The sequence below is a fragment of the Rhodococcus sp. GQ147 genome (assembly GCF_059759155.1).
The window spans coordinates 22,212-48,036 of sequence record NZ_JCAXDU010000020.1; the positions used below are offsets into that span (position 1 = coordinate 22,212).

A 25,825-nucleotide genomic window follows, 5' to 3' on the forward strand; every position below is an offset into this window, starting at 1 on the left:
CCGGAAATCTGAAAACCGGGGCCGAACATCAACGACTCCGGCCTCGGCCGATAGTAGTTGCACGAATTGAATTGACGAGAAAGCGAGAAGGAAATGCCGTACATCGAAGCAAGCTTCTTCGAAGAAAGGTTCTCCGAGACGAAGTTCTCCGGCGAGATGGTGGCAGCGCTGACCGAAGCGGTGTCCTCGATCCTGGGAGAAGAGATCGGATCGGAAACAACGGTCGTGCTGCATGGTGTACCGCGTGAGCGGTGGGGACATGGAGGCCGGACCATGGAAAAGAGCAGCTGAGCAGACCCCGCCGGCAAAGGTGCGCATTCGGCAACTCACCGGTACCACCGTGGTTCGGCGAACCACCTCTGCCGCTCCGATACATGCTGGCGGCGCGCAGCTTTCGGCTACGCGCCGCCAGCATATATTACTGGATGATCAGTAATCCGGATTCTGTACATCACCTCCGAATCGTGGAGACGCCGCCACGCTCGATAGGTTCGGATGCAGTCAGGAAACAACCAACGGAACCTCCGAGAGGGCACGGTTATCAACTGCCGCGACAGGGGGTCTCGTCTTCTCGGCGTCGAAACCGACTTTCTCTCGGTGGGGTGTGCTCGCCGACCGATCGATGGGTACGACACAGCGTATGACCGATATCAGCGATCCACTCGTTCACGACGAGAACGACATCGAAGTCAGCGAGCGCAAATCCTATGCCGCCGGGGTACCGGCGGTGTTGGTCTCGCTGCGGCACGGATTCGAGCAGATGGGTCCGGTGCGCACCGCCCGCACCTTGACGAAGCTGAACCAACAGCATGGCTTCGACTGCCCGGGCTGCGCGTGGCCGGAAACACCAGGTCACCGGAAACGTGCCGAATTCTGCGAGAACGGCGCCAAGGCTGTCGCCGAGGAAGCCACCACTCGCACCGTCGACCCCGGTTTCTTCGCCCGCCATTCTGTACCGGAACTGCTCGCACGCACCGACTACTGGCTCGGTCGCCAGGGCCGGCTGACGCACCCGATGATCATCCGGCCTGGCAGCCTCCACTACGAGCCGATCGACTGGGACGATGCCTACGCGGTGATCGCCGAGCATCTGCGGGCGCTGCCGGACCCGAATGAGGCGATCTTCTACACCTCGGGGCGGACCTCCAACGAGGCCGCGTTCTTGTACCAGTTGATGATTCGGTCGTTCGGCACCAACAACATGCCGGACTGCTCGAACATGTGCCACGAGTCTTCCGGTACGGCCCTGTCGGAGACCATCGGCATCGGCAAGGGTTCGGTGTCGGTGACCGACCTCGAACACGCCGACCTGATCCTCATCGCAGGCCAGAACCCCGGGACCAACCATCCCCGCATGCTGTCGGTACTCGAGAAAGCCAAGGCCCGCGGCGCGAAAGTCATCGCGATCAACCCGCTGCCCGAAGCCGGGTTGTTGCGTTTCAAAGATCCTCAGAAGGCGCGTGGCGTGCTCGGCGAGGGAGTGGCGATCGCCGACGAGTTCTTGCAGATCCGCCTCGGTGGTGACCAGGCCCTGTTCCAAGGTCTGGCGAAACTGCTGCTCGCCGTCGAGGACCGTGCTCCCGGCACGGTCCTCGACCGCGACTTCCTCGACCGGCATTGTGCCGGTTTCGAGCAGTGGGCCACCCATATCCGCGCCGTGGATCTGGACACCGTGTCGACTGCGACGGGTCTGAGCCGATCTCAGCTCGAGGACACTGCAGCAGCGTTGGTCGCCTCGAGAGCGACGATCATCTGCTGGGCGATGGGTTTGACCCAGCATCCCCACGCCGTGGCCACCATCGAAGACGCGGTAGCGCTGCTGCTGATGCGCGGGATGATCGGCACGCGTGGGGCGGGGGTGTGCCCGGTGCGGGGACACTCCAACGTTCAAGGTGATCGCACCATGGGCATATGGGAGAAAGCCCCCGAGTCGTTCCTGCAGGCCCTCGATACCGAGTTCGGTATTCGCTGTCCCCGCCAGCACGGTTACGACGCGGTCGACGCGATCCGCGCCATGCGCGACGGCAGGGCGTCAGTGTTCATGGCTATGGGCGGCAACTTCCTGTCCGCTACCCCCGACACCGAGGTGACCGCCACAGCGCTGCGCAGTTGCGCGCTGACGGTGCAGGTCTCCACCAAACTCAATCGCAGTCATCTCGCGCACGGAGCGACCGGGATCATCCTGCCCACCCTGGGGCGGACCGACAAGGACATCCGCGGCGGACGCAAACAGATGGTGTCGGTGGAGGATTCGATGTCGGTGGTGCACCTGTCGCGCGGAGGGCTCACGCCCGCCAGTTCGCATCTGCGTAGTGAGGTCGCCATCGTGTGCGAGCTCGCCCAGCACCTGTTCGGTTCCGGCCATCGGGTGCCGTGGGCGCGGTTCGCCGACGACTACGACTGCATTCGCGATGCGATTTCGCGGGTGATCCCCGGATTCGAGGACTTCAACACCCGAGTACGGCGGCCGGACGGGTTCGTCCTGCCCCATCCGCCGCGGGACGAACGCCGCTTCACCACCGACACCGGCAAGGCGACCTTCGTCGTCAACGACCTGCACTGGCTTCCTGTCCCCGAGGGTCGGCTGATCCTGCAGACGTTGCGCAGCCACGATCAGTACAACACCACCGTCTACGGCCTCAGCGACCGTTATCGCGGCATCAAGGCGGGCCGGCGGGTCCTGTTCATCCACCCCGACGACATCGAAGCGTCCGGGTACGCTCCCGGCGACCGGGTGGATCTGGTGTCGGAGTGGACCCGTCCCGACGGCACCGTCGAGGAGCGCCGGGCCGAGGACTTCAGGCTCGTGCCCTATTCGACCCCGATGGGCAATGTTGCGGCCTACTATCCCGAAACGAACCCGCTCGTGCCTCTCGACCATGTGGCACTCAAGTCCAACACTCCTGCTTCGAAGGCGGTCACCGTCCGCCTTGTGCCTCGTCGGGTGCCTGGGAAGCGGCCGGACGGGCCGGGTATCGAGCTCGATCCGAAGTCTGCGTAGGAGAATCTCGATGCCTGTTCTGTTCGCTCATGTGTTTATTGCTGTTGTCCAGCTGCTGCTGCGTTGTGTGGGCATGTCCTCGGCGTTATCTGCGCCCCGGTCGGAACAGCGTGTGCTCGCCGGCCGGTGCGACAGTTTCGATGATGGGTTCGAATCATGGGGCGAGTGACCACCCGTGCCCGCATCACCCGACTGCAGGGAACGCAGCGGGTGGTGCGTCCGGACACGGTCGTTGTCGAAGAACCACTCGAACTGCGCGTCGATGGCACTGCGCTGGCGGTGACGATGCGCACTCCCGGTTCCGACATCGAACTTGCCCAGGGGTTCTTGCTCACTGAAGGGATCGTCACCGGCCGCGACGATATTGCTGCAATCCGTTACTGCAACAGCACGGGCGACGACGGGCGCAACACCTACAACGTCCTCGATATCGATCTCGCACCCGGAGTGGCTCTGCCCGTGACCGGCATCGAACGCAACTTCTACACCACCTCCTCGTGCGGGGTGTGCGGCAAGGCCTCCCTCGATGCGATCCGCCAACGCTCCCGCCACTCACCGGCTCACGACCCGGTCGTGGTCGATCCGGAAGTGCTGGCGGTGATGCCCTCCGCGCTGCGGCAGGCGCAGGATACCTTCGACCGCACCGGCGGATTGCATGCTGCCGGATTATTCACCGTGGCAGGGGAACTCCTCGCACTGCGCGAGGATGTCGGACGCCACAATGCCGTCGACAAGATCATCGGCTGGGCGGTCGAGCACCGACGATTACCGCTGCGCCATACCGTGCTGCTGGTGAGCGGACGTGCCTCCTTCGAGCTGACCCAGAAAACCGTCATGGCCGGCATTCCTATTCTGGCGGCCGTTTCCGCGCCGTCGTCGCTGGCCATCGACCTTGCTCATGACGCCGGTTTGACTCTTGTCGGGTTCCTGCGCGGGGACACCATGAACGTCTATACCCGCGCCGAACGGGTTGGTGCGGGGAACGCAGGTCTCGACTCTGTGAGCACTTCTACCGGAGCTTTTGATGGATAGGACAGTGGGTATCGAGGTGCGCTACTTCGCTGCAGCGGCAGAGACCGCAGGGACGGAGAAGGAAACGGTGGCATTGCCGCCTACCACCGACCTCGGGACGTTGAAGACGGTGCTGATCGACCGCCACGGCCCCGATATGGCTCGTGTGCTGTCGGTGGCGATGTTCTTGGTCGGGGATGAGCTCACCCGTGACCCCGCTCGTGCTGTGGGTCCTGTAGTCGACGTGCTACCACCGTTCGCCGGCGGCTGAAGTGAGACCTCGATGTCGATACGTGTGATTGCTACAACGACGACGGACGAGCAGTCCGACACGTAGGTGAGCACATCGAATTCTTCGAGCTCGGCGAGGGCTGATAAGGCCGTGCCCGCGCCGGCCTGCAGCGTCGCCATCGGAGAGGACTCCTCGGATGAATATTCATCGCTTCGTTGAGGTCTTTTCCGGATACACGCGGTGAGCGAGAGGTGGGCATGTTTGTGTGGTCAGGTGCGGGCAATGGTGCGGTGCGGTGAGGGTGAACTGCTCGAAGGCGTCGTCGAGTTCGAGATGGATTGCGTTGTTCGCGATTACGACACGGTGGGCGTCGAGACCGAGCAGTCGGGCGACGACGAAGGTTGCACTCAAGGTTGCGACATTCCTGGTGATCCCTAGCGGGAGGAGGGATCCGGTGTCGGTGAGGGCTTCGTGTTCGCCGGCTCTGAGGACGAGTCTGGCGTCGGAGTGCACTCCGTGGGCTGCTACGGACACGGCGATGTTGTCACGGTCGTCGGAGCCCACGGCGGCAAGGCATCGGGCCCGGTCGAGGCGGGCGCGTTCGAGGAGGGTTCTGTCGGTACCGTGCCCGACGATGGTGGGAATGTTCAGTGCTCGAGCCAGGCGCAGATTGCGGGCTCGATCGTCGCGTTCGATGGCGACGACGGGAATGCCGAGTTTGCGGAGTTCGAGGCACAACCGGAGACCGACCTGTCCCAATCCGACGACGATGACGTGGTTGCGGCGGGGGAGAACCCGTTGACCGATCAAGCCGATGAGGCTGGTTCCGAGCAGACGTTCGATTATCCCGGCGGTGAACATGGCGGTGAACACGATCGCCGCCAACATCGCCAGAGCCGCGAACACGTCATAGGTGTGGTCGCCGTGTGAGGCCGGTGCGGGACCGACGGTGGCGACGACCTGGACTGCTTCTTTGAGGGACTCGACCCAGTGGTGGCCTTTGCCGACAGTGAGCCATATCCAATCGATCAGGAGGATGGCGAGCAGTCCGATAAGGCCGGTGAGCAGCATGCGGGTGCCGGCGTCGTGGGATCGTAGTGTGCCTACGGAGTGGACGAATCGGCGGCGAATTCTGCTGGTGCGGCTGTGGGGTAGCGGCTGCCAGGTCGGTTGGTCACCGTGGGCGGATTGCCGGAGGACGCGTGTGGTGCCATCGGACGCGGTGTGCGCGGCGTCGATCGTGGCAGCGATGCACGGGCCGGCCAGGGACGGTGTCGCGAGGTCTGCGGGGGAGGTTACCTGACAGTGGGGAATCAATCGGGTGAGCTGGTTGGCGATGGTGCGATCGAAGACGGTCACGACCATCGGTGTGTGGGGACTGATGTGGGCGATGGCGAGGGCATAACGGACGGCGACCGCGTCGTCGTGGGTGACGACGGCGACCCCGGCCGGGTCGTGCTGGGTGATCTGCAGAAGTTCCGGGTCGTCGGGTGCATCGAGGTGGACAACATCGAAGTGGCGTTGGGTGAGCGACGCGCACACGAGCCGGGCAACATTCGACGCGCCGATGACAACGAATGGGGACATCGGGCCGACGCCGATCACCGCACAGGTGCAGGGAACGAGGTGTAGGCAGTGAAGATGCCACCGGAGCCGATATCGGATGTTGGGTCGATCAGCTCCGGCAGCACCGCTTCGAGGCGTATCGGGGCAGCAGCGGTGACACTTGTCTCCGGAGTCGGGGTGGGTACCAGACGAATATTGTTGATCCGCAAGAGGTTACTGCCGAGTTCACGTCCGGCGGCGAGAGCGAAGGATTCGATTGCGCCGTCCATGGAGTCTCGCGCCGGTCCTCGATCGGTGTCGGTGATTCTGCGGACCGTGTCCAGGCCGGTGACGGTGACGATCGATCCGATGCCGCCGGTGCGGTGGAGGGATACGGCAGCACGTCTGGTCGTGTGGAACAACAACGCCATGTGGTCGTAGGTGAACCGGCCCCAGTCGGCGGGGCGGATCTTGCTCAGCGAGTGGCATGCTGTTTCCGGGCCGGGTAGCCATGCGGTGTGCACGAGCGCGTCGATGCCGCCATATCGTCGCTCGAGGTGGGTGAACATGTTGTCGACGTCGGATTCGAGGGTCAGATCGGCCGCGACCGGATGAGCGATCCCGTCGTCATCGGCGACTCGGCCGGCGAGGTGCTCGGCAGCATCGAGGGTGAAGCTGTGCGTGAACACGTGGTGTCCAGCGGCTGCCAACGTTCGGGCCACGTGGGCGCCTTCGTTCTGTTCGACGCCGGTGACCAGGACACGCAGTGAGGTGGTGGGTAGAGCCAACGGGTGCAGCGACGGTTCGGCGATGCTCATCTGGACTCGTTTCGAGGGTGCCGGGGGCGCGGGGGGAGGAGTTCCGCGCCCCCGGGAATCGGGGTGGGATGGATGTCTGTCGAGGTCCACGGCCGTGGGATCGTGTGCGGACGAATCGGCGGCCGGCCGAAGGGGGCGGGACGTCGGCGACCGGGGACCGGTGCGTGCGCGTGCTCAGTGAGAGGTCGGTGACAGTTGTTCCTGTCCGGAGGTTTCGTCGTTGTCGGACAGGTCCTGTCGGTAGGTCTCGCGCATGGCGATCACGCAGACGACGGAGACGGCGCACATTGCGACCATGAACAGCGCCACGGCGACGTACGAGCCGGTGCGATCGAGCAGGTAGGTGGCGACGATCGGTGCGGGAGCGCTCGAGGCGAGGGTACCGATCGTGTAGCCGAAGGAGATTCCGGTGTAGCGGATGCGGGTGTCGAAGGCTTCGGCGAAGAAGGCTGCGAGGGGACCGTAGGAGGTGGCGAAGGCGAGGCAGAACACCACGAACCCGATCATCGCCAGCACGAAGGATCCGGAGTTGACCAGCCAGAACCAGGGGAAGGTGAACAGCAGCATGGCGAGAACCCCGGCGAGGAAGACCGGCTTTCGACCGTAGGCGTCCGACAGCTTGCCGAACAACGGTAGTGCGACGAACGTGACCGCCATGGCGACTAGGACGAGTGTCAGCATCTGGTTTCGGGTGTAGCCGACCTGCGTGACGCCGTAGCTGAGGCCGAATACCGTAGTGCCGTAGAAGGTGACGCCGATGGCGAAGTAGGCGCCGCAGGTCAGGAGGACCTGCTTGGGGTAGTGGCGAAGGACCACCCCGATGGGCAGCTTCTCCAGCTGTGCGTTCTTCTTGACGCGGTCGAAGTTCGGGCTTTCGCCGACATGCAGTCGGACGAACAGGCCGATCGCGACGAATGCGCCGCCGATCAGGAAGGGAATTCGCCATCCCCAGGATTCGAACGCTTCGGGCGACAGTCCGGCCATCAACAGGAAGACCGTGTTACCGAGCATCAATCCTGCCGGCACGCCCATCTGCACCCAGCTGCCGTAGTAGCCGCGTTTGTCGGCGGGAGCGTGTTCGACGGCCATGAGGATCGCCCCGCCGATCTCACCACCGAGTGCGAGACCCTGCACGAAACGCAAGGTGACGAGGATGATCGGTGCGGCGACGCCGATGGTCTCGTAGCTCGGGAGTAGCCCGACTCCGAGAGTGGTCAAGCCCATGATGGTCAAGGTGATCACGAGCATGGACTTGCGTCCGATCCGGTCACCGAAGTGACCGAACACCACTCCGCCGAGCGGGCGCGCCACGAAGGCGGCGGAGAACGTGGCGAAGGCGAGCAGAGTGCCGATCAGAGAGTCGAACTCGGGGAAGAAGATCTTGTTGAAGACGAGTCCGGCTGCGGTGCCGTAGATGAAGAAGTCGTACCATTCGACTGTTGTGCCGACACCGCTGGCAAAGCCTACTTTCGATGTTTGGGACATTTTTGGCATGTGGGTCCTCCGTTGCCGCGAGCGCGAGATGATTTCTGCGGCTCGAATATATGGGTGACCCAGAACACATAACATCTCCATGTGGAGAGGTGGAGTGCGCTCCGGGGAAAGCGAATTCGGTTCAGAGCAAGCGAAGTTCGTGAGCGCGTGCAATGGCTTCGACGCGATTGCGCGCGTTCAGTTTCTGCATGGCGCTCTGCAGATAGGTCTTCACGGTGTTGCGGGTGAGAGACAGTTCCTGAGCGATTTCGGGATTGCTGTGACCCATGGCCGCAAAACGCAGCACTTCGTACTCGCGCCGGGTCAGGCCGGCCCGGTACAGCGCCTCGGAGGTCACGACCTTTCGTGGTCCCGTCAACCTCGGGTCGACCACCCGGATTCCGCTGGACACACGGTGAATGGCTGTGGCGAAGTCCTGTCCGCTGATGTCCTTGACGAGGCAGCCGTCGGCGCCTGCTTCCATCAGCAGATCGATGGCACCGTGATCGGCGAACGCGGTGAACAGCAGTATCCGCGCGTGCGGCGCGGCTCGACGAAGACGCGTAATCAGTTCCGGTGCAGGGATATCGGGGAGCCGAAGATCGAGGAGGATGACGTCGACGGGCAGGGTGCGGGCCAATTCGACCGCGGCAGAGCCGGTCAGTGCACCTCCCACCACTTCGAGGTCGGTGTCCTCGCGGGCGAGTAGTTCCACGCCGCCACGCACGATCGGATGATCGTCGACGACGAGGATGCGGATGGTCTTCGGTGGCGCGGTCATGTGCTCGGTCCCTCCAGAGCGTCTACCCAGCCGCGCACGGTGGTGCCGCTTTCGTCGTCGCTGACCACCGACATGCCGCCCCCGAGCCGCTCGAGGCGCCCTGCAGCCAATCCGAGCCCCAGCTGGCTTCCTCGCATCGGATCGTCGGTGCCGTCGACGCCCCGGCCGTCGTCGCTGATGACGACCGTCACCTTGCCCGACCGCGCCGACAAGCTGACCACCACAGTGGACGCGTCGGCGTGTTTCTCCACGTTGACCAGCGCTTCGCGAACAAGGCGTTGGAGTGCCTCGACGCGGCTGACATCGAGGTCGGGGGATTCGGTCAGTGGCACGAAACGGGCCGGGATACCGGTCCGGAGCGTGAATGCCTGGCAGTCCTCCTCGATGCCGACCGGAAGATTCCGTTCGGGGGGCCGCGCGGTGAGGTCGGTCAGCGATCTGCGGATGGAAGCATTGACGGCGTGTACCTGTTCGGTGATCTCCTGCAGGCGATCGTGGATCGCCTGCGCGTCAGCGAGGGCGCGCAGGCTCTGCAGTTCGGCACCGATCCGGAAAAGCACCGGGCTCACGGAATCGTGTAGGGCTTCGGCGAGCCGTTTCCGTTCGGCTTCGAGGGCGAGTTCTGTCTGGGTGGCGGCCCTTTGGGCGCTGAGGAGAGTGACGGCGGCCGTTTCGGCGATTGACTGGATCTCTGCGATGACTCGATCACCGAAGGACGAATATTCGCGGGTGCCGACGTACATGGCGCCGAGTACATGACCTTCATAAGCCATGGGCACGGCAAGCATTCCTCGCAGTGACTCCTGTTCGACGAGCGCGTCGAAGTCGTGGGTGATTCCGGGATCGGACAGATAGTCCCGTACCCAGACGGGTTGTTGGAGCATGATGCTCTTGCCGCCGAGCCCGATCCCTTCCGGCACCACCAGTCGGTGCAGAGCGTTGCTCTTCGTGCCCTGCCAACTGCGGTGAACCATCACCCCATCGACCTCGACGCGCCCGATGAGCGACATGTCGAAGTCGCCGATCTCCCGGATCCGCTGGCCTGCTGTGGTCATCGCCGACGCTTCGTCGGTCAGAACCAGCAGCTCGGCGCGCGAAAGTGCGAGATTGTCGAGGATCGACGGTTTGAGGTCCGAGTGGGTGAACTCGTGAGCTGCAGTAGGTGTATTTTCCGACACCGGCTTTCCTCGATCTTCTTTCCGGGGTCTCGGGTGACCCGTCATGGTGGTTCGGTCACAACTTCAGCGTATCGGACCGGTTGTTCAGGTTGATCAGGCACTCGAGCAAGAAGTAGTCGCCCCAGATCAGTTCGTTTCGGGTCGCGAAGTCGCGGCGTTTGTCGAAGCAACCGTCCATCAGGATCCCGGCCGGTCTGCTGTCGTGTGGTCCGGTGGGGGTGAGGTGATCGAGGAGTGCCTCGACGTGGGCGACGGCCCGGTCCCGGAAGTCGGTCCGCTCAGGGACGAGCCGATCGAGCTTGAGCAGCGCGGCAGCGGCGATGGCCGTGGCGGAGGTGTCGATCGGTACGTCCGGACCGGTGCCGGCGTCGAAGTCCCAGGACACGACGCCGCCGTTCGGTGTGCGGTCGAGCCACCATTCGGCCAGTCGGACGGCGGTCGGCAGGAAGGACGGCGATGCCCACTGCGCAGCCTGGGCGTATGCCACCATCGCCCACGCCTGTGCCCGGCCCCAGGTACTGTCGGCGTTCATGCCCTTGTGGGTGTAGCGATCCAGCAGTGCACCATTGGACGTGTCGAATCGTGCCGACTGGCAGACCGAGCCATCGGTGCGGATGCACAGTTCGATGTGCCGCTGCGCGTGGCGGATCGCGGCGTCGAGGAAGCGTGGGTCGCCGGTATGTGCCGAGGCCCACGACAGCAGCGCGACAGTGCCCGGGACGGCGTCGATGTTCGCGGCGCCTTCTCCGACCGCCTCTGCTTCTTCTGCTTCTGCTCCGAGTGGGATGATGCCGGCGCGATCGTTGAAGCTGGTGAGCAGGCCGTGGGCACCTGCCAGAGCGGTCTGCGCCGCGTCGTCGCTTCCGGTGACGAGGTGGTTGACTGCGGCCCCGTACCAGAAGAGGAAACCGCGGAATGCGGTGTCGGAATTCTGCCGGGGCAGGATCTGCGCGGTGATGTCGTCGGCGAGGTGCGCCAGGCGCTTGTCACCCGAGGCGGCGAAGCCGAGTGCGGCCAGGCCACCCCAGAATCCTCCGGTCCAGTTTCCGTCGGCGGTGGTGGTCCATTCGCCGGATTCGATGTCGCCGTAGTGCGGGAAGGTGCCGTCGGTCTGCTTGGCGGTCGAGTCGATCCGCTCGAGCATCGCCTCGATCGCCGCGGTGTACCGGGAGTTGGTCACGACCGGCCTCCGGTGGTGAGGACCGACTTGAGCGTGCGCCCGTCCCGCATATCGGTCATGGCATCGTCCGCCTCGGTGAGCGGGTATTCGGTGACCATCGACGCGAGATCGAAGTGGGCGGTCAGCCGGGGGAGGGATTCGACGTATTCGAGGTGGTTCTGCGGAGAGAACGCCCAGCTTCCCAGCACCTGCAGCTGCTTTTTGGTGATGTAGTGGGGGTTGATCGGAGTGGTGCCGTGGTCGGTGTACTGCCCGACGACGAGGTACTTGCCGCCGCGGCGGGTGAGGTCGATGCCTTCGGCCACGGCGGTCGGGACTCCGGTGGCCTCGATGACGACGTCGGCGCCGCGCCCGTCCGGTGTGTGCGCGAGGATCCGTTCCAGGCGGGCCTCTTGATCGGTCTCGGTGAAGATGTCGATGTGGATGTCGCCGATGCCGGCGGCCTGCGCGACCTCGAGACGGTTGGCCGGCCCGCCGACGATGATCACTTTCGCCGCGCCGGCGAGTGTGGCGTACATGGCGCAGGCCAGACCGACCGGTCCGCTGCCCTGGACCACGACGACATCACCTGTCTGCGGCTTGGCGATATCGTTCACGGCGTGCACGGCCGTCGGGCCGGCGCAGCCGAGTGCGATCACCTGCTGCGGGGTCACCGAGGACGGGATGCGGATGATCGTCGAGCCGGGCTGGAGGTAGATCTGTTCGGACCACCCACCCGACAGATGGGGCCAGTCGGCCGATGACTGGTTGATGCCGTACACCTTGCGGGTCTCGCACAGCGACGGTTCGTGCTGGTCCTGGCAGTAGTAGCAGTGCCCGCACGGGATGTTGGACGCCCATGAGATCGCGTCCCCGACGTGCAGTTGCTCGCCCCGGGCATCGGTGGTGACTCCCTCGCCGAGGGCGTGTACGCGACCGACCGCCTCGTGTCCGAGGATGAGCGGTACCGGAATGGGCAGGCGACCTTGCTGCAGGTGGATGTCGGTTCCACAGATTCCCGCGTGCGTGACGTCGACGACGACCGCGCCGGCATCGGGGGTCACGCGCGGAAACGTCGTCGCGGTCATGGTCTGTCCGAAGCCTTCGAGCACCATCGCCGTGGCGGTGCCGGTGGTCGGGCTCGTCGGGTCCGTCTGCATCGCATTACTCATCGGATCACTCCCTTACTGCGCAAGGTCTGGACATCGGACTCGGAGATACCGAGCTCATGGAGGATTTCGTCGGCATGTTCACTGACCGCCGGCACCCCACGGCGCACCTGGGCGGGGGTGCGGGACAACGTGACAGGGTTGCCCATCAACCGGGTGGTGCGCACACCCTCGATCTCGACGTCGACGAGCGTGCCGTTGTGCCGCGTCTGGGGATGATCGAGCGCTTCTTGCAAGGTGAGCAGCGGTGCGCACAGCAGATCGACCCCGTCGAACAACTCTGCCGCCTCGGCGGTGCTCAACTGTGCGACCAGCGGACGCAGAACCGCGTTGGCGGCCTCTTTGTTCTCTGCCTGGAGCTGTGGTGTGGCGAACGTCGGCTGGACGGACAGATCGTCGATGCCGAGAGCTTTGCATGCCAGACCCAGAGCGTTCTCGCGGAACAGGCCGAGTACCAAGAGCAGACCGTCGGTCGTTTCGAAGATGCCGCTGTACCAGTCGCTGACCCAGTTGGTCTCACGCTGGTACGCCAGCAGTGTGGAGCTTTCGAGAGTCTGCAGGGCCAGTGCTGTATCGAAGAGGTTGACGCTGACCTTCTGGCCGCGGCCGGAGCGCTCGCGTTCGAACAGTGCTGCCAAGATTCCCTGGGCGAGGGCCATACCCGAGGCGTAGTCCACGGTCGGTACCGGATGTACGTATGCCGAGATCGACGGGTCGCCGCACGCGCGTGCCATTCCGCTCAGTGCCTGCGCGAGCATGTCCTGGCCTGCTTTGTGGGCGTATGGCCCGGTCTCGCCGAATCCGGTCGCAGTGCCGTAGACGAGCCGAGGATAGCGCTCGTGCAGATCGTCGTAGGTCAAGCCCAGTCGTTCGACTGCCGCGGTCCGGTAGCTGTGGATGAGAACATCCGCCTCCGCGAGGAGCTGATGGAGAATGTCCTGCCCCTCAGAGGTTTTCAGGTTCAGTGCGATGCTGCGCTTGTTGCGGTTGACCGCGGCGAAGTAGGCACTGGGGCGACCTTCGTCGAGTGACTCGCGATCGAGGCCTCGCAGCATGTCTCCGTTGACACCGCGCTCGACCTTGATCACTTCGGCGCCGAGGTCGCCGAGAACCTGCGCGGCCACGGGCGCCTGCATGATCTCGCCGAGGTCGAGGACCCGGATGCCGCTCAGCGCTTGTTGTTGCTGGGGGTGGTGCACGGTGCGCCTACTTTCCGTATACCGACTTGGCGATGATGAGTCGCTGGATCTGGTTGGTGCCCTCGTAGATCTGGGTGATCTTGGCGTCGCGCATCATCCGCTCGACCGGATAATCACGGACATAGCCGTATCCGCCGTGCAGTTGGAGCGCATCGGTGGTCACCGACATGGCGGTGTCGCTGCACAGCAGCTTCGCCATGGCCGCCTTCGTCCGTCCCGCCGGTTCCCCGTCGTCGATGAGACGGGCTGCGTCGTACAGCAGCGTGCGGGCCGACTCGATCTTGACGGCCATATCGGCGACCATGCCGCGCAGAAGCTGGAAGCGGGAGATGGACTGGCCGAACTGCTCGCGGTCGGTCGTGTACGACACTGCGGCATCGAATGCGCCCTGTGCGATGCCGAGAGCCTGCGCGGCGATGAGTGCCCGGCTGACGTTCAGTTCCTCGGAGATGTACGCGAACCCCTGGTAGGGGTCGTTGACGACCCGGACGGCGGGCAGTCGGCACTCGTCGAAGTTCACGTCGGTCGTGGGGCTGCCGCGCATACCCATCTTCTTTTCGGGAGCGCCGAAACTGACGCCGGCGTCGTCCTTGTGCACCATGAAGATGCCGAGTGACTTCTCGCCGGTCTTCGCCAGCACGGCGTACCAGTCGGCCCACGGCGCATTGCTGATGAACCGCTTCTGACCGTTGAGGATCCAGTCGGACCCATCCTGGGTTGCGGTCGTTGTGATCGCCGACAGGTCCGAGCCCACGCGCGGCTCGGTCATGCACCATGCGGCGCCGGCGACGCCCGATGCCACGTTCGGTACCACCAGTTGCTTGAGTTCGTCGGAGCCTTGACGGAGCACGGTGGAGGTGCCGGCCCAGTTGACCAGCATGACCAGTGCCGTGCTTGCACAGGACGCTGCGACTTCTTCTACAGCGATGACCTGGGCGAGCAGGTCGGCTCCACTGCCGCCGAGGCTCTCGGGGTAGGCGAGTCCGGGCAGGTCGTTGCTGCGCAGGGCTGCCCAGGATTCCGAGGGGAATCGTTCCTTGTCGTCCACATCGGCGGCGTGCGGTGCGATCTTGGTCTGCGCGAGTTTGCGGACGCTCTCGCGGAATTCGCGATACTCGATACTCATGAATTACTCCTGGTCTGTGTGGGGAAGGTGATGATTCGGAAGTTCGACGGTCACAGTGGGGGCCAGCTCAGACCCGTCACGGACGAGGGGATACCGGCTGCGGCCGCCCGGTGGGCGAGGTCTTCGGCGACACCGGCACGGCGCAGCACTTCCTCGGTCTTGACGTGGGTGTCGGTGGCGCGCCGTGTCGGGCCGTCGGAGAACACCGGGACCACGGGGACCGAATCCAGTGCGAAGTCCGGGTCCCGGGCGACGATCTGATCGAAGGTGGCCAGTTCGTGCGGTTCGAGTACCGGTGTCACGCAGGCATCGACATCGGCGAACACTGTGGTCCACTCCGCCATCGTCTTCGTCTCGAATGCTGTGGTCAGTGACTTTTCGATGTGGTCCCAGGTGGACTCGTCGAAATGGTTCGGAACGGCGCCGAGGTCGAGGGTGGTCCACAACCGTTCGAAGAAGGCGGTCTCGAGTGCCCCGACTGCGACGTAGCGATCATCGGAGCAGCGGTAGCACCGATAGAACGGCATCGATCCGGTCAGTACGCCGTGTCCACGTCCGGGCAGCGTCGGCGTCTGCCAATCGACGAAGTTCATTCCCATCATCGACAGCACGCCGTCGACCATGGCGGCATCGATGTACCGGCCTTTGCCTGTACGCGTGCGGTCGTAGAGGGCGGACATGATGCCGAATGCCGACAGCAATCCGCCGCCTGCGAAGTCGGCGACCAGGTTCAGCGGCAGTGTCGGCGGGTGATCCGAGGGGCCGAAGGTCCCGAGGGCACCGGCGATAGCCAGGTAGTTGATGTCGTGCCCGGCGCGCTGCGCCATGGGCCCGTTCTGGCCGTAGCCCGTCACGCTGCAGTAGACGAGTCCGGGATTGAGAGCCGACAGTTCCGCGTAGCCGGCGCCCAGCTTGTCTGCCACTCCGGGGCGGAATCCTTCCATGAAGACGTCGGCTTCCGAAACGAGGGTGTGCAGGGCGTCGAGGCCGTCGGCGGTCTTGAGATCGAGCGAGATGAATTCCTTGCCTCGCGACAGCGCGGGCACCGGAAGCCCGGAACGACCACCACCGATTGCGATCACTTCTGCGCCGAGGTCCGCGAGCAGCATGCTCGCGTACGGTCCGGGCGCCAGACGTGTCATATCCAGTACCCGAACCCCCGCGAGTGGTCCTGTCGTTGCGGTCATCGTCGTCCTCCAAAGTCATCCGGTATCTCGTGTGATGCCCATCCTGGAGGCGGTGACTGCACTCACACCATCTCCATGTGGAGATGTCGCATCACATCGGTTCTCCCGCACACTGAGATCCACACACTCAGCACGGGACGCTCCGAATTCGACAGGACAGCAATGGAAACCACTGCGACAGACACTCTTCTCGACACCTCCGCGCAGGATTACGAGCGGATTCTCGACGCCGCCGAGGCCGCCGCGGCGCCTCTTGCTCGTACGGACCTGCACGAGCGAGCGCACCTTCTGCGGTCGGTGGCCGATGCGCTCGACGCCACAGCGTCGGAACTGGTACCGCTGGCGGCCGCCGACAGTTCACTGCCCGAGCCGCGCCTGCGCGGCGAAGTCACGCGGACGACGACGCAGCTGCGGATGTTCGCCGAGGTCGTCGAGGAGGGCTCCTGGCTGGAAGCGATCATCGACACGGCCGATCCGGATGCGCACCCTGCTCCGCGTCCCGACCTGCGCCGGATGCTCGTGCCCACCGGACCTGTCGCAGTGTTCGGTGCGAGCAACTTTCCGTTCGCATTCGGACTCGGCGGCGGAGACACTGCTTCGGCATTGGCTGCCGGCTGCCCCGTCGTGGCCAAAGCCCACCCTGCTCAGCCGCGATTGACCGCCGCTTATGCGCGGGCGATCGACGAGGGACTGCGGGCGTGCGGCGCCCCGGACGGCACCTTCGGGGTTGTGCAGGGCGCCGAGATCGGACGTCAGCTCGTCCAGGATCGGCGTATCACCGCCGTCGGGTTCACCGGCTCGACATCGGGTGGCCGTGCGCTGGCCGATCTGGCAGCCGGTCGCCCGGATCCCATCCCGTTCTACGGTGAGCTCGGCAGCACCAATCCGGTGTTCGTGACACCTGCGGCCGCCGAGGACCGGTCGGGCAAGATCGCCGGTGAGTTCCTCGAATCGTTGCTGCTCGGCGCGGGGCAGTTCTGCACCAAGCCGGGGCTGCTGTTCGTTCCCGAGCAGAGTTCGATCGAGTGGCTCGTTCGAACCGCCGTCACCGATGATTCGTTCCGTCTGCTGCACGCAGGGATCCGGCAGTCGTTTCTCGAGGTGTCCCAGCAGATCCTCGACCATCCCGAGGTCCGGCCGGTGGCAGTGCCCGAGCAAAGTGGTCTGGACGAACTGTCGGTGCGGCCGGTCATCGGCGTGACCGACGCTCGGGCACTGCGTCGAAACCCTGAGGACCTGCTCGAAGAATGCTTCGGTCCGTTCGGGCTGATCGTGACCTACGCATCGATCGAGGAGCTGTACGCGGCGATGGCTGTCCTGCCGGGCACGTTGACAGCGACCGTCCACGGAACCGATGACGATCCCGATGCTGCGGGACTGCTCGGTGCGCTTGCGCGCCGTGCGGGGCGCGTCATCTGGAATGGATGGCCCACCGGTGTGGCCGTGGGTTGGGCTCAGCACCACGGTGGTCCCTACCCGGCCACCAACTCGGTACACACCTCCGTCGGAGCGACCGCGATTCGGCGGTTCCTGCGTCCGGTCGCCTACCAGTCGGTGCCCGAAGCGAACCTGCCGTCCGCTCTCGTCGATGCGAACCCGTGGGGTATCCCCCGTCGAGTGAACGGCCGGCTGTCGTAGGGCCATCGCTGCTCGCGATGTCGCCTCGGTTCGGACTGGGTGCGCAGAGGACTGCGTCTGTTGCGTGGCTCCGGACCGGGTTTGTATGTGGCGTTGTGTCACACGACCTTCCGGACCGGCGCGGGTAGTCACGCCCAGGTGTGCTGCACAACCAACGACACGGCGGTCTCCGGAGGGAGGCCGCCGTGTCGTTGGTTGTGGGTCTCAGGAGGTGGTGGTGTCGGGAGTGACCGGTTCTGTGTCGGCGACGGTGGTCTTTCCGCCGTTCTCGTCGACGAAGTACAGGATCACTGCGCCGATCATCGGTCCGACGGCGAGGGCTGCGAACGCTGCCAGGAACGAGCCGGTGGCGGAGAAGACCGCGCCGATGGCGAGGGGGACGAGGGTGCTGGCGATCTGCCAGAAGGCGTTGGATGCGCCGGCGGCTGTGCCGGTGACGTCGCTCGAGACCAGGCGGGGGATCATCGCGACGATCAGGGGCAGGTATCCGTAACCGACCAGGCCGAGGATGGGTGCTGCGATGAGGAGCGCAGGGACGTTGTCCAGCGTTCCGAAGAAGATCAGGATGATGGAGAACAGCGCGAGAATGACGATCGCGGGCTTTCGGGCGCTGCCTATCCGGTCGCCGAGTATTCCGGTGAGGGGTTTACTGACGACCGCCACGCCCGCGAAGATCGCCACGATGAACCCGGCGGTGGTGCCGGAAACGCCGTGTCCCTTGATGAGCAGGGCGTTGGACCAGGTGACGAATCCGTATGTGCCCCAGAACCCGCCGAATCCGGCGAGGGAGAGCAGCATGAGATCGCGGTTGGTGGTCAGGGTCTTCCAGGCGGAGGGGCGCTTGCCGTCGCCCGCGGTAGCGATCGTGTTGGTGACCGGTCCCGGCCGGATGATCACGTAACAGATGACGGCCGTGACGATCGAGATGGCACCGAAAAGGTGGTAGGAGGCGTGCCAGCTGTAGTGGTTGATCATCCACGGGACGGCGGTGTTGGCGATGACGGTGCCGAGCGAGGTCGCGGAGGTGAACAGTCCCATGACCTTGCCGAGTTCCTTGGGCTGGAACCAGCTTGCCAGGAGCTTGACGCCTGCGGCGTAATCCGCGCCGGCGAAGAAGCCGACGACTGCTTGCACGCCGATGCCGATGACCGCGGAGGTGGTCGATCCGAAGATCATCATGAACACGCCGGCGCCGGCGAGTGAGACGGTGACCACCTCGCGGCCACCGAACCGGTCGGAGAGCACCCCGGTGAGGGCGTTGGAGCAGACGTAGCCGATGTAGTACGCGGTGGCGAACACGCCGAGGCTGGCCAGTGGTACGCCGAGGTCCTCGCCGACGAACACCGATGCCGGGCCCCAGGTGGAGCGATCGACGGAGGTCATGGTGAAGGCGAGCCAGCAGAGCACGAGCACGACCCACCGATATCGGTTGCGTGCCTGTTGATCAGGTGATGTGGAAATCGTCTGCACGAGGGGTTTCCTGTCTGGTCTCGGCGCGATAAGGGGGTCTCGGGTTGTGTTGCTGCTACCCGGGTTCTCGGGGGAGAGGATCGCTGCCGTCGGTCGAATAGCGTTGGTGCAGTCGAGGTGTGGAAGGGACTGTGAACGTCACGAGGGGGTATGTCGCGGAAAGTTCAGGGTGGGTCACCTTCGACCGGTCGAGCGCTGCACCTGTTTTATCAAGGTGATCGCGTTCACACAATGTTTGCGTCCGTTTGTGGAGCAATTGCGCGCTATTCGGACGGATTTTGCCCATCGGTCCGGTCCGGGAGGCCATCGGCCGGATCGTGTGATCGCCGCTCGATCCGTCGATCACGCGGCGCGCAGGGCGCTGTCCCGATGACGACCGCGATCACCGGACAGGGCCTCACATCGCTGCGAGCTCCTCGCGGATCTGCTCGGCCGCAGTGCGCAGAGCGGTGAGGATCGATCCCCGCATGTGATCGAGTGATACCCGCGAGGACTGGGCGGAGACGTTGAGAGCGGCGACTGCGTAGCCTTCGGCGTCGCGAACGGGCACGGCGATCGACCGCACTCCCTCGGTGAGTTCCTCGTCCGCCAGCGACCATCCCTCGTTGCGTGCGGCGAGGATCTTCTCGCGTAGTTCGTCGGTGTCGATCGTGGTGGCCGCGGTGTAACTGTGGGTGTCCACGCTAGCCAGATAGGCGTCGAGTTCGGCATCGGTGCGGTCGGCCAGGAGTACACGACCGGTGGCGACGGCGTAGGCCGGCAGACTCGTCCCGACCACGATTTCGACCGTGAGGACCCGGTCGGCCTGGACCCGGTCGACATAGAAGATCCTGTCGTGATGCAGCACGGTGAGCGAGGCCGTCTCCTGCGTCTGCTCGGCCAGGCGTTCGAGGTGGGGCCGGACGATCTCGGGAAGTCCGCTGCTCAGGACGTAGGCGTCGCCGATCTCGAGTATCGCGGGGCGGGCGGTGTAGGCGGTGCCGTCGTAGGACAGATAACCCATGTACTCGAGTGTCAGCACGAAGCGCCGGGCCGCGGTGCGGGTGATACCGGCGAGGGTCGCGACTTCGGTGACCGACAGGGGGCGACGTTCTCGCCCGAACAGTTTGAGTACCTCGAGCCCCCGGCCGAGAGCTTGAACGTGATCGCGGTTCTGCTCCGGGGTCGTCGTGGTTGCTTCGTTCTCGCTCACAGGCTCAACCTATCTACTTCGTGTGACGCTGCCGATCGAGTGGGGGCGTGAGAAGTGCGGATCCCCCAGAGGCCGAGCGCGACGCATACTGCGTACAGCGCTGCCGCCGCAGACCAGCCGGTCGCGAATCCGCCGGTGTGATCGGTCAGCAGGCCCATCAGAGCGGGCCCGCCGGCGAATCCGAGATACATCCCGACTGCGATGGCGCTCGAGGCGCGGCCTACGGTGCTGGTCCGAACCACGCGGAGCGCACCCGCCATCAACACCACATTGGCTGCGAGGGCGGTCGCACCGTGCACGCCGACGCCGATCCACAGGAGGGCAAGCCATCCCCAGAGTTCGGCACCGAGCAGGGCGAGTGCGCCGAGCAGGGAGCCCGATGCGAGGACCAGTAGCAGGGTGAAGGGGCCGGTTCCTCCGGAAAGCGCGCGGCCCCAGCCGATTCGCGCGGTGACACCGAGCAGGCCGGCGATCGCGGCGGTCAGCCCGGCCACGGTCAGGTTCAATCCCATTTCGTCGTGCGCGAACAACGGAAGATAGACGTTGGTGGCCTGAAGGGCGGCGCCGGAGAACAAGGCGTAGGCGGCGAACAGCCAGACGGCCGGAGGCAGGGTGCGGCGCTCGGTGCGGTCGGAGGAGGGTGCGGCACGCTCGGGGGCGCTCGCCGGCCGTTGGGAACGGTTCCGGGACGGTGCGCAACGCCAGGCCCAGAGGGCCGAGATGCCCGCGATGGCCGCGCCGACCCATAGTGGGCCTCGCCATCCCCAGGCAAGTGCCAGGGTGGGGCATCCGACTCCGGCGGCGAGTTGGCTGACCTGCACCCCGGACTGCTTCACTCCGATCCAGGGAGAGTGTTTGGCCGGTGGGGCATTATCGCTGATCACGCGGTTGGTGACGGGATTCGACAGGGCCTGTGCAGCCCCGGACAAGGCCATGGCTGCGAGTAGCCACAGGTAGTTCGTCGACAGCGCCGCGATGACGAACGAGAGTGCGGCGCCCGCGAAGATCGTGACGAGCAGTGCGCGAGCGGGGAAGCGGTCGCTGAATCGCCCGAAGGTCAGGGACAGGGCAGCCGCCGCCAGAAAGCTGAGCGTGGCGAGCATTCCGAACTGCGCCGCGGTGATGCCGAGCGAGTCGATGACCAGCGCGCTCGTCGCGCTCAGGCCGTAGGTCAGCAGTGGGCCGATCGCCATGGCTGCCGTCAGCAACGGCAGTAGTGCTCGGGAATTGCGGTTGTTCACTACAGGCACTCCATCGACAGTCCTATCGCTGCGCGACGGTGCGCACGATCTCAGCGCAAAGCGTCCGCATAGCGTTCAAGAAACCTATATTCGGACGCAAGTGTCGCACGTCCGAGGGTGTGGCACCTACCTCGCCGCGTCCCCGACTCTCGTGGGCCATCGAAGCGTGGCGACATGTGACGGGAGGCCGCGGAGCACGCCGTGGGTGTTCGGCGACGGGTGGACGTGCGCGTCCTCGCGGCATGGGATGCGCTCAGACGTCGATTCCGGCGCGCAGTTCCAGGGAGATTCGACCGGCGGTTTCGAGGAGTGGGGGAAGGTACCGCGGAACCAGGGTGCGCGCGGATTCGTGTGTTTGGTACATCGACACGGTGAGTGCGCCGACGACGCGGCCGGTTCGGGAGCGCAGCGGCACGGCCAACGCTTGCACTCCGACATCGAGAACCTGGTCGGCGAAGGCCCAGCCCTGACGGCGGATGATGTCCAATTCGCGCTCGAGTCGACTGCGCTCGTCGTGGGCGGGCGCCGGGTGCGGGTCCTGGGGAGCCGAGAAGTCGAGATGCCGGTTCAGTTCGGCTTCGGGAAGTGCGGCCAGCAGCACCCGTCCGGTCGCTGTCCGATGGGCGGGCAATCGGCTGCCCGCCTTCAAGGACACCGACATGCCGGACGCAACCTCCACTCTGCTGACGTACCGGATGTCCGGACCGTCGAGCACTGTGACGGACGCGGAGAGACCCAGGTTTCGCGCAAGTGCCTCGAGGTGTGGCCGGCACACGTCGGCGAGGGTGAACCTCGACAGGTTGGCATAGCCCAGCTCGAGTACCTGCGGTGTCAGGGTGAACTTGCGGCCGGAGACCTCGACGAATCCGAGTTCGACGAGGGTATGCAGGAATCGGCGCGCCGCCGAGCGGGGGAGTCGGCACCGCTCTGCCACCTCGGTCAGTGTGAGGTGGCGATGCTCGCGGTCGAAGGTGGTCAGCACTGCGATGGCGCGTTCGAGTGATTGGACCGCGTCCTTCGGGCGGGCCGGCCGCACGGGGGTCGACGTCGGCATGGCGTCCACCGCGCTATTGGCTCGCGTCATCTGTTCCCTCTCCGGTGCCCTCACTGAGTGGGCTTCTTCGATCCCACGACCGCGAGTGTAGTGGAGTCCGATGTGCGCGCATATGCGCGTTCATTTCGGACCTTCCACGGCGGCGTGCGCACCTTCGCCGGTGGTGATCCATCGCGTGTCTCGGCGACAGAAACAGCGAGTACCAGGGGTCTTAGGGCAAAAAGTAAGGCCGCCCATGGTTGACGGTGCGAAGCGACGTGTGCCACAGTGCTCCCACCGATCAATTTCCGCGCACGTGCGCGCTATTCGGACGCAATCGGTCGTTGAAGGTCGAAAGGACTGCCATGCTGACGCAAGACCAGAACACTCTGCTGGTTCAGACGGGCCCCGATACGCCCATGGGCCGGCTTTTCCGCCGGTACTGGATCCCGGCGTTGCTGGCGGAGGAGTTGCCGGAGCCGGACTGCGCCCCGGTCCGGGTCAAGCTGCTCGGCGAGCAACTGATCGCATTCCGCGACACCCAGGGCAGGCTCGGCCTGCTCGACGAGTTCTGCAGTCACCGCACCGCCTCGCTGTACTTCGGCCGCAACGAGGACTGCGGCCTGCGCTGCGCATACCACGGCTGGAAGTACGACGTCGAGGGCAACTGCGTCGACATGCCGTCCGAACCGGAGGACTCGAAGTTCAAGTCCCGGATCAAGCAGAAGGCATACCCGTGTGTTGAGCGCGGCGGCGTGATCTGGACCTACATGGGTCCGCCCGAGCTCAAGCCCGAACTCCCCGAACTCGAATGGGCCATGCTCGGCGACGGCCACCGATTCGTCTCGAAGCGACTGCAGGAGACGAACTACCTGCAGGCAATGGAGGGCGGCATCGATTCGAGCCACGTCTCGTTCGCCCACCGATTCAACCTCGACGACGACCCGATGCACTCGGGAACCGAGGGCAACAAGTACCTCAAGGCCGACACCCGCCCCAAGTTCGAGGTCGCCGAGAGCGACGGCGGTCTGGTCATCGGTGCTCGCCGCAACGCCAACGACGACGAGTACTACTGGCGGATCACCCAGTGGATCATGCCCTGGTACACCATCATTCCCCCGTTCGGCACCCACAATCCGCTCGGCGGGCACGCCTGGGTGCCCATCGACGACGAGACGTGCTGGGCGTGGAGCATCAACTACCACCCCACCCGGGAGCTGCGCGAGGACGAACTCGCGTCGATGCGCAACGGAGACGGAATCCACGCCAAGTACATCCCCGGGACCTACCGGACGCTGGCGAACAAGGACAACGACTACCTGATGGACCGCGAGGCCCAGAAGCAGAAGAAGACGTTCTCCGGCATCGAGGGCATCGCCGCCCAGGACTTCTCCCTGCAGGAATCGATGGGAGCAATCTGCGATCGCACCAAGGAACGCCTCGGAACCTCCGACGCCGGCATCATCTTGGCCCGCCGCCGACTGCTCGCCGCCCTCGAGGAACTCGAAGCGGAGACCCTGCCCGGCCTGCAGCCCGAACACCAGCGTGTGCGGTCGACCTCGGTCCTGCTGCCGAAGGCAACGCCCTTCCAGGAAGGTGCAGAGGACGCACTCCGCATGGTCGAAGGCGAAGACTTCGTCTCCATCTGACCACTCCGGCAACAAGAAACAAGGAATCCGTCGTGACCAATAGAGCCGACATCGACACCGCATCGACACCCTCGTTAGCCGGCCCGCCGACGATGGTCCGCGCCGCGGTGTCGATGCCCGACACAACCACGACCATCCGCCACCTCGACACCAGCGCAGCCGTCGGTGCCGTGGGCTGGCTCGAAGTCGAATCCTCCGCGGTGTGCGGAACCGATGTCGGTCTCTATCGGGCCGGACTGGACTCGCCCACAGTGCTCGGCCATCACGTCGTCGGGACCGTCGTCTCGGTGGATCGGACCCAGTCCGCCGCATGGGACGTGCGGCCCGGCGACCGGGTCGCGCTGGAGGAGTACCTGCCGTGTATGCAGCAGGACTGCCCGGCGTGCCGCATCGGTGATCACCGCATGTGCCCCCAGACCGATCTGTTCGTAGGAAAGCGGCGAGTAGGTCTGGTCCCGGCGAACGACGGGTCCGGTCTGCACGGCGGCAACGCCGAATACATGCAGCTCAGCGCAAACAGCCTCGTGTACCGCCTACCGGCGGATCTCGATGCGGACCTCGCAGCGTGGACACAGCCCTTCGCCAACGCGCTGGATTGGACGGTCGATGCCGGCGGCGCCGAGGAGGGGTCGACGGTCGTGATCATCGGCCCCGGCTACCACGGTATCTCCGCAGTAGCCGCAGCCCGGGCTGTCGGTGCCGCCCGCATCGTCGTGATCGGGGTACCGGAGTCGGCCGGGCGCCTCGAGATCGCCGAATCGCTCGGTGCGGTGCCGGTGATCAACGACAACGACGACCTTGCCGAACTGATCCTGCGAGCCACCGGCGGTGAGGGAGCCGATGTACTCCTCGACACCGTAGGACTCGGAGGACAGGCCGTGGCCGCCGCCGCCCGTGCGTTGCGCAAGCGGGGCCGGCTGGTCATCGGCGGACTGGGGTCGACGCCGGTCTGCGAACTCGATCTCAAATCTCTGGTGCGCGGCGCCAACACCATCGTCGGTGTCCGAGGCCGCTCTCCTGATGCAGTCACACGCAGCATCGAACTTCTCGCCGGCGGCCGATCCGGATTGGAGATCGTGCCCTCCGTCGACGTCGGCCTCGACGAGGTCGACGACATGTTGGGGCGGATGGCCACCGGACAGGGGCCGGTGAGTCCTCACGTCGTGATCCGTCCACAGTTGCGCCGCCCGAACACTCAGAAACGAGGAACGCTGTCATGAGCGAGACGACACCCCGCCGGCTGTCCTACGTAGCTCGAATACTGCTGGTGCCCCTGGGGAAGTCCGGTGACGACCTGGTCGAGCAGATGGCTCGGGCGGGGTTGACCGATGTCGACGTCGTCACCGCGCACTCGCCCGCCGAGGCGGCCGTACGCGACATCAACGCCGAGGCCACGGTGGTGCGTCGTATCGACGAATTGGTCACCGAATCGGACATGGTCATTCTCATCGGTTCGGTACTGCCCCAGGTCCCCATCGGCTTCGCCACCGCCATGGCCGAAGCAGCCCGCGAATCGGGCAACCTGCTCGCCGGTGTCCTGATCGACCAACAGGACTGGGACAGCCCGCAAGGGGCCGAAGCGATGGCAGTACTGCGGATGGAACTCGACATGCTGGTGTCCCTCACCCAGGTCTCTCTCGCCACCGCCTTCGTCGACGTTCTCAAAGGGGGATACCGCACCCCGGGTGCTTACGCGCCAGTTCTCTCGACCTCAAGGATCTGA

At 65.1% G+C, this 25,825-nt stretch carries 23 protein-coding genes; 9 read left to right on the plus strand and 14 right to left on the minus strand.

Annotated features, from left to right (window positions below; translation table 11 throughout):
* Positions 1–93: 93 nt before the first annotated feature.
* The 5 genes from AC6CID_RS20265 (at position 94) to AC6CID_RS20285 (ending at position 4,283) form a co-directional block, all read left to right on the plus strand.
* The gene (locus AC6CID_RS20265) at positions 94–291 is read left to right on the plus strand and encodes a tautomerase family protein (protein ID WP_006552221.1); all 198 of its coding nucleotides are present in this window, start codon (positions 94–96) and stop codon (positions 289–291) included.
* Between the two features lie 349 nt (positions 292–640).
* On the plus strand, positions 641–3,001 hold the full coding sequence (locus tag AC6CID_RS20270) for an FdhF/YdeP family oxidoreductase (protein ID WP_498354366.1): 2,361 nt from the start codon (positions 641–643) through the stop codon (positions 2,999–3,001).
* A 10-nt stretch (positions 3,002–3,011) separates the two neighbouring features.
* A complete protein-coding gene (locus AC6CID_RS20275) occupies positions 3,012–3,170 on the plus strand; it encodes a hypothetical protein (protein WP_169847085.1) in 159 nt (52 codons plus the stop codon).
* Positions 3,158–4,033: a formate dehydrogenase accessory sulfurtransferase FdhD gene (fdhD, locus tag AC6CID_RS20280; RefSeq protein WP_039584305.1), complete on the plus strand. Its 876-nt coding sequence runs from the start codon at positions 3,158–3,160 to the stop codon at positions 4,031–4,033. Before AC6CID_RS20275 ends, fdhD begins: the two co-directional genes overlap by 13 nt.
* Entirely contained in the window at positions 4,026–4,283 is a 258-nt protein-coding gene (locus tag AC6CID_RS20285) for a MoaD/ThiS family protein (protein WP_039584303.1), read from the plus strand. Before fdhD ends, AC6CID_RS20285 begins: the two co-directional genes overlap by 8 nt.
* 165 nt (positions 4,284–4,448) lie before the next feature.
* Here the strand turns inward: AC6CID_RS20285 and AC6CID_RS20290 are convergent, their stop codons facing one another.
* From AC6CID_RS20290 to AC6CID_RS20335, 10 genes are all read right to left on the minus strand, one after another.
* Entirely contained in the window at positions 4,449–5,831 is a 1,383-nt protein-coding gene (locus AC6CID_RS20290) for a potassium channel family protein (RefSeq protein ID WP_498354367.1), read from the minus strand.
* A gap of 14 nt (positions 5,832–5,845) precedes the next feature.
* Positions 5,846–6,607, minus strand: coding sequence for an SDR family oxidoreductase (locus AC6CID_RS20295; protein ID WP_498354368.1), 762 nt, complete (start codon positions 6,605–6,607; stop codon positions 5,846–5,848).
* A gap of 174 nt (positions 6,608–6,781) precedes the next feature.
* Complete coding sequence (locus AC6CID_RS20300) at positions 6,782–8,092, minus strand: MFS transporter (protein WP_230792364.1); 1,311 nt, start codon at positions 8,090–8,092, stop codon at positions 6,782–6,784.
* A 130-nt stretch (positions 8,093–8,222) separates the two neighbouring features.
* Positions 8,223–8,861 (minus strand): response regulator, encoded by a 639-nt coding sequence (locus tag AC6CID_RS20305; protein WP_039584302.1) that lies wholly within the window; start codon positions 8,859–8,861, stop codon positions 8,223–8,225.
* Entirely contained in the window at positions 8,858–10,039 is a 1,182-nt protein-coding gene (locus tag AC6CID_RS20310; RefSeq protein WP_039584301.1) for a GAF domain-containing sensor histidine kinase, read from the minus strand. The genes AC6CID_RS20305 and AC6CID_RS20310 overlap by 4 nt, the downstream gene beginning before the upstream one ends.
* Positions 10,040–10,094: 55 nt before the next feature.
* Entirely contained in the window at positions 10,095–11,219 is a 1,125-nt protein-coding gene (locus tag AC6CID_RS20315) for a glycoside hydrolase family 88 protein (RefSeq protein WP_006552212.1), read from the minus strand.
* Positions 11,216–12,370 carry a zinc-binding dehydrogenase gene (locus AC6CID_RS20320; RefSeq protein ID WP_498354369.1) on the minus strand — a complete coding sequence of 385 codons (1,155 nt, stop codon included), beginning with the start codon at positions 12,368–12,370 and terminating at the stop codon, positions 11,216–11,218. Before AC6CID_RS20320 ends, AC6CID_RS20315 begins: the two co-directional genes overlap by 4 nt.
* Positions 12,367–13,566, minus strand: coding sequence for a CaiB/BaiF CoA transferase family protein (locus AC6CID_RS20325; RefSeq protein WP_498354370.1), 1,200 nt, complete (start codon positions 13,564–13,566; stop codon positions 12,367–12,369). Before AC6CID_RS20325 ends, AC6CID_RS20320 begins: the two co-directional genes overlap by 4 nt.
* 7 nt (positions 13,567–13,573) lie before the next feature.
* On the minus strand, positions 13,574–14,692 hold the full coding sequence (locus AC6CID_RS20330) for an acyl-CoA dehydrogenase family protein (protein WP_094979928.1): 1,119 nt from the start codon (positions 14,690–14,692) through the stop codon (positions 13,574–13,576).
* Between the two features lie 50 nt (positions 14,693–14,742).
* Entirely contained in the window at positions 14,743–15,879 is a 1,137-nt protein-coding gene (locus AC6CID_RS20335) for a CaiB/BaiF CoA transferase family protein (RefSeq protein WP_071936074.1), read from the minus strand.
* A 162-nt stretch (positions 15,880–16,041) separates the two neighbouring features.
* On the opposite strand from AC6CID_RS20335, the gene AC6CID_RS20340 reads away from it, so the two are divergent.
* Entirely contained in the window at positions 16,042–17,517 is a 1,476-nt protein-coding gene (locus AC6CID_RS20340; RefSeq protein ID WP_498354371.1) for an aldehyde dehydrogenase (NADP(+)), read from the plus strand.
* Positions 17,518–17,721: 204 nt separating this feature from the next.
* Here the strand turns inward: AC6CID_RS20340 and AC6CID_RS20345 are convergent, their stop codons facing one another.
* The 4 genes from AC6CID_RS20345 to AC6CID_RS20360 form a co-directional block, all read right to left on the minus strand.
* Positions 17,722–18,987: an MFS transporter gene (locus AC6CID_RS20345; RefSeq protein WP_228044743.1), complete on the minus strand. Its 1,266-nt coding sequence runs from the start codon at positions 18,985–18,987 to the stop codon at positions 17,722–17,724.
* A 397-nt stretch (positions 18,988–19,384) separates the two neighbouring features.
* On the minus strand, positions 19,385–20,179 hold the full coding sequence (locus AC6CID_RS20350; RefSeq protein ID WP_006552205.1) for an IclR family transcriptional regulator domain-containing protein: 795 nt from the start codon (positions 20,177–20,179) through the stop codon (positions 19,385–19,387).
* Complete coding sequence (locus AC6CID_RS20355) at positions 20,176–21,420, minus strand: MFS transporter (protein ID WP_498354372.1); 1,245 nt, start codon at positions 21,418–21,420, stop codon at positions 20,176–20,178. Before AC6CID_RS20355 ends, AC6CID_RS20350 begins: the two co-directional genes overlap by 4 nt.
* A 253-nt stretch (positions 21,421–21,673) precedes the next feature.
* Positions 21,674–22,504, minus strand: coding sequence for an IclR family transcriptional regulator domain-containing protein (locus AC6CID_RS20360; RefSeq protein ID WP_228044740.1), 831 nt, complete (start codon positions 22,502–22,504; stop codon positions 21,674–21,676).
* Between the two features lie 314 nt (positions 22,505–22,818).
* On the opposite strand from AC6CID_RS20360, the gene AC6CID_RS20365 reads away from it, so the two are divergent.
* Genes AC6CID_RS20365 through AC6CID_RS20375 form a run of 3 tightly spaced genes read left to right on the plus strand, consistent with a single transcriptional unit; the run spans position 22,819 to position 25,825 of the window.
* Entirely contained in the window at positions 22,819–24,102 is a 1,284-nt protein-coding gene (locus AC6CID_RS20365; RefSeq protein WP_006552202.1) for an aromatic ring-hydroxylating dioxygenase subunit alpha, read from the plus strand.
* Positions 24,103–24,134: 32 nt separating this feature from the next.
* Positions 24,135–25,322: a zinc-dependent alcohol dehydrogenase gene (locus AC6CID_RS20370; RefSeq protein WP_039584289.1), complete on the plus strand. Its 1,188-nt coding sequence runs from the start codon at positions 24,135–24,137 to the stop codon at positions 25,320–25,322.
* Positions 25,319–25,825: a hypothetical protein gene (locus AC6CID_RS20375; RefSeq protein ID WP_039584288.1), complete on the plus strand. Its 507-nt coding sequence runs from the start codon at positions 25,319–25,321 to the stop codon at positions 25,823–25,825. Before AC6CID_RS20370 ends, AC6CID_RS20375 begins: the two co-directional genes overlap by 4 nt.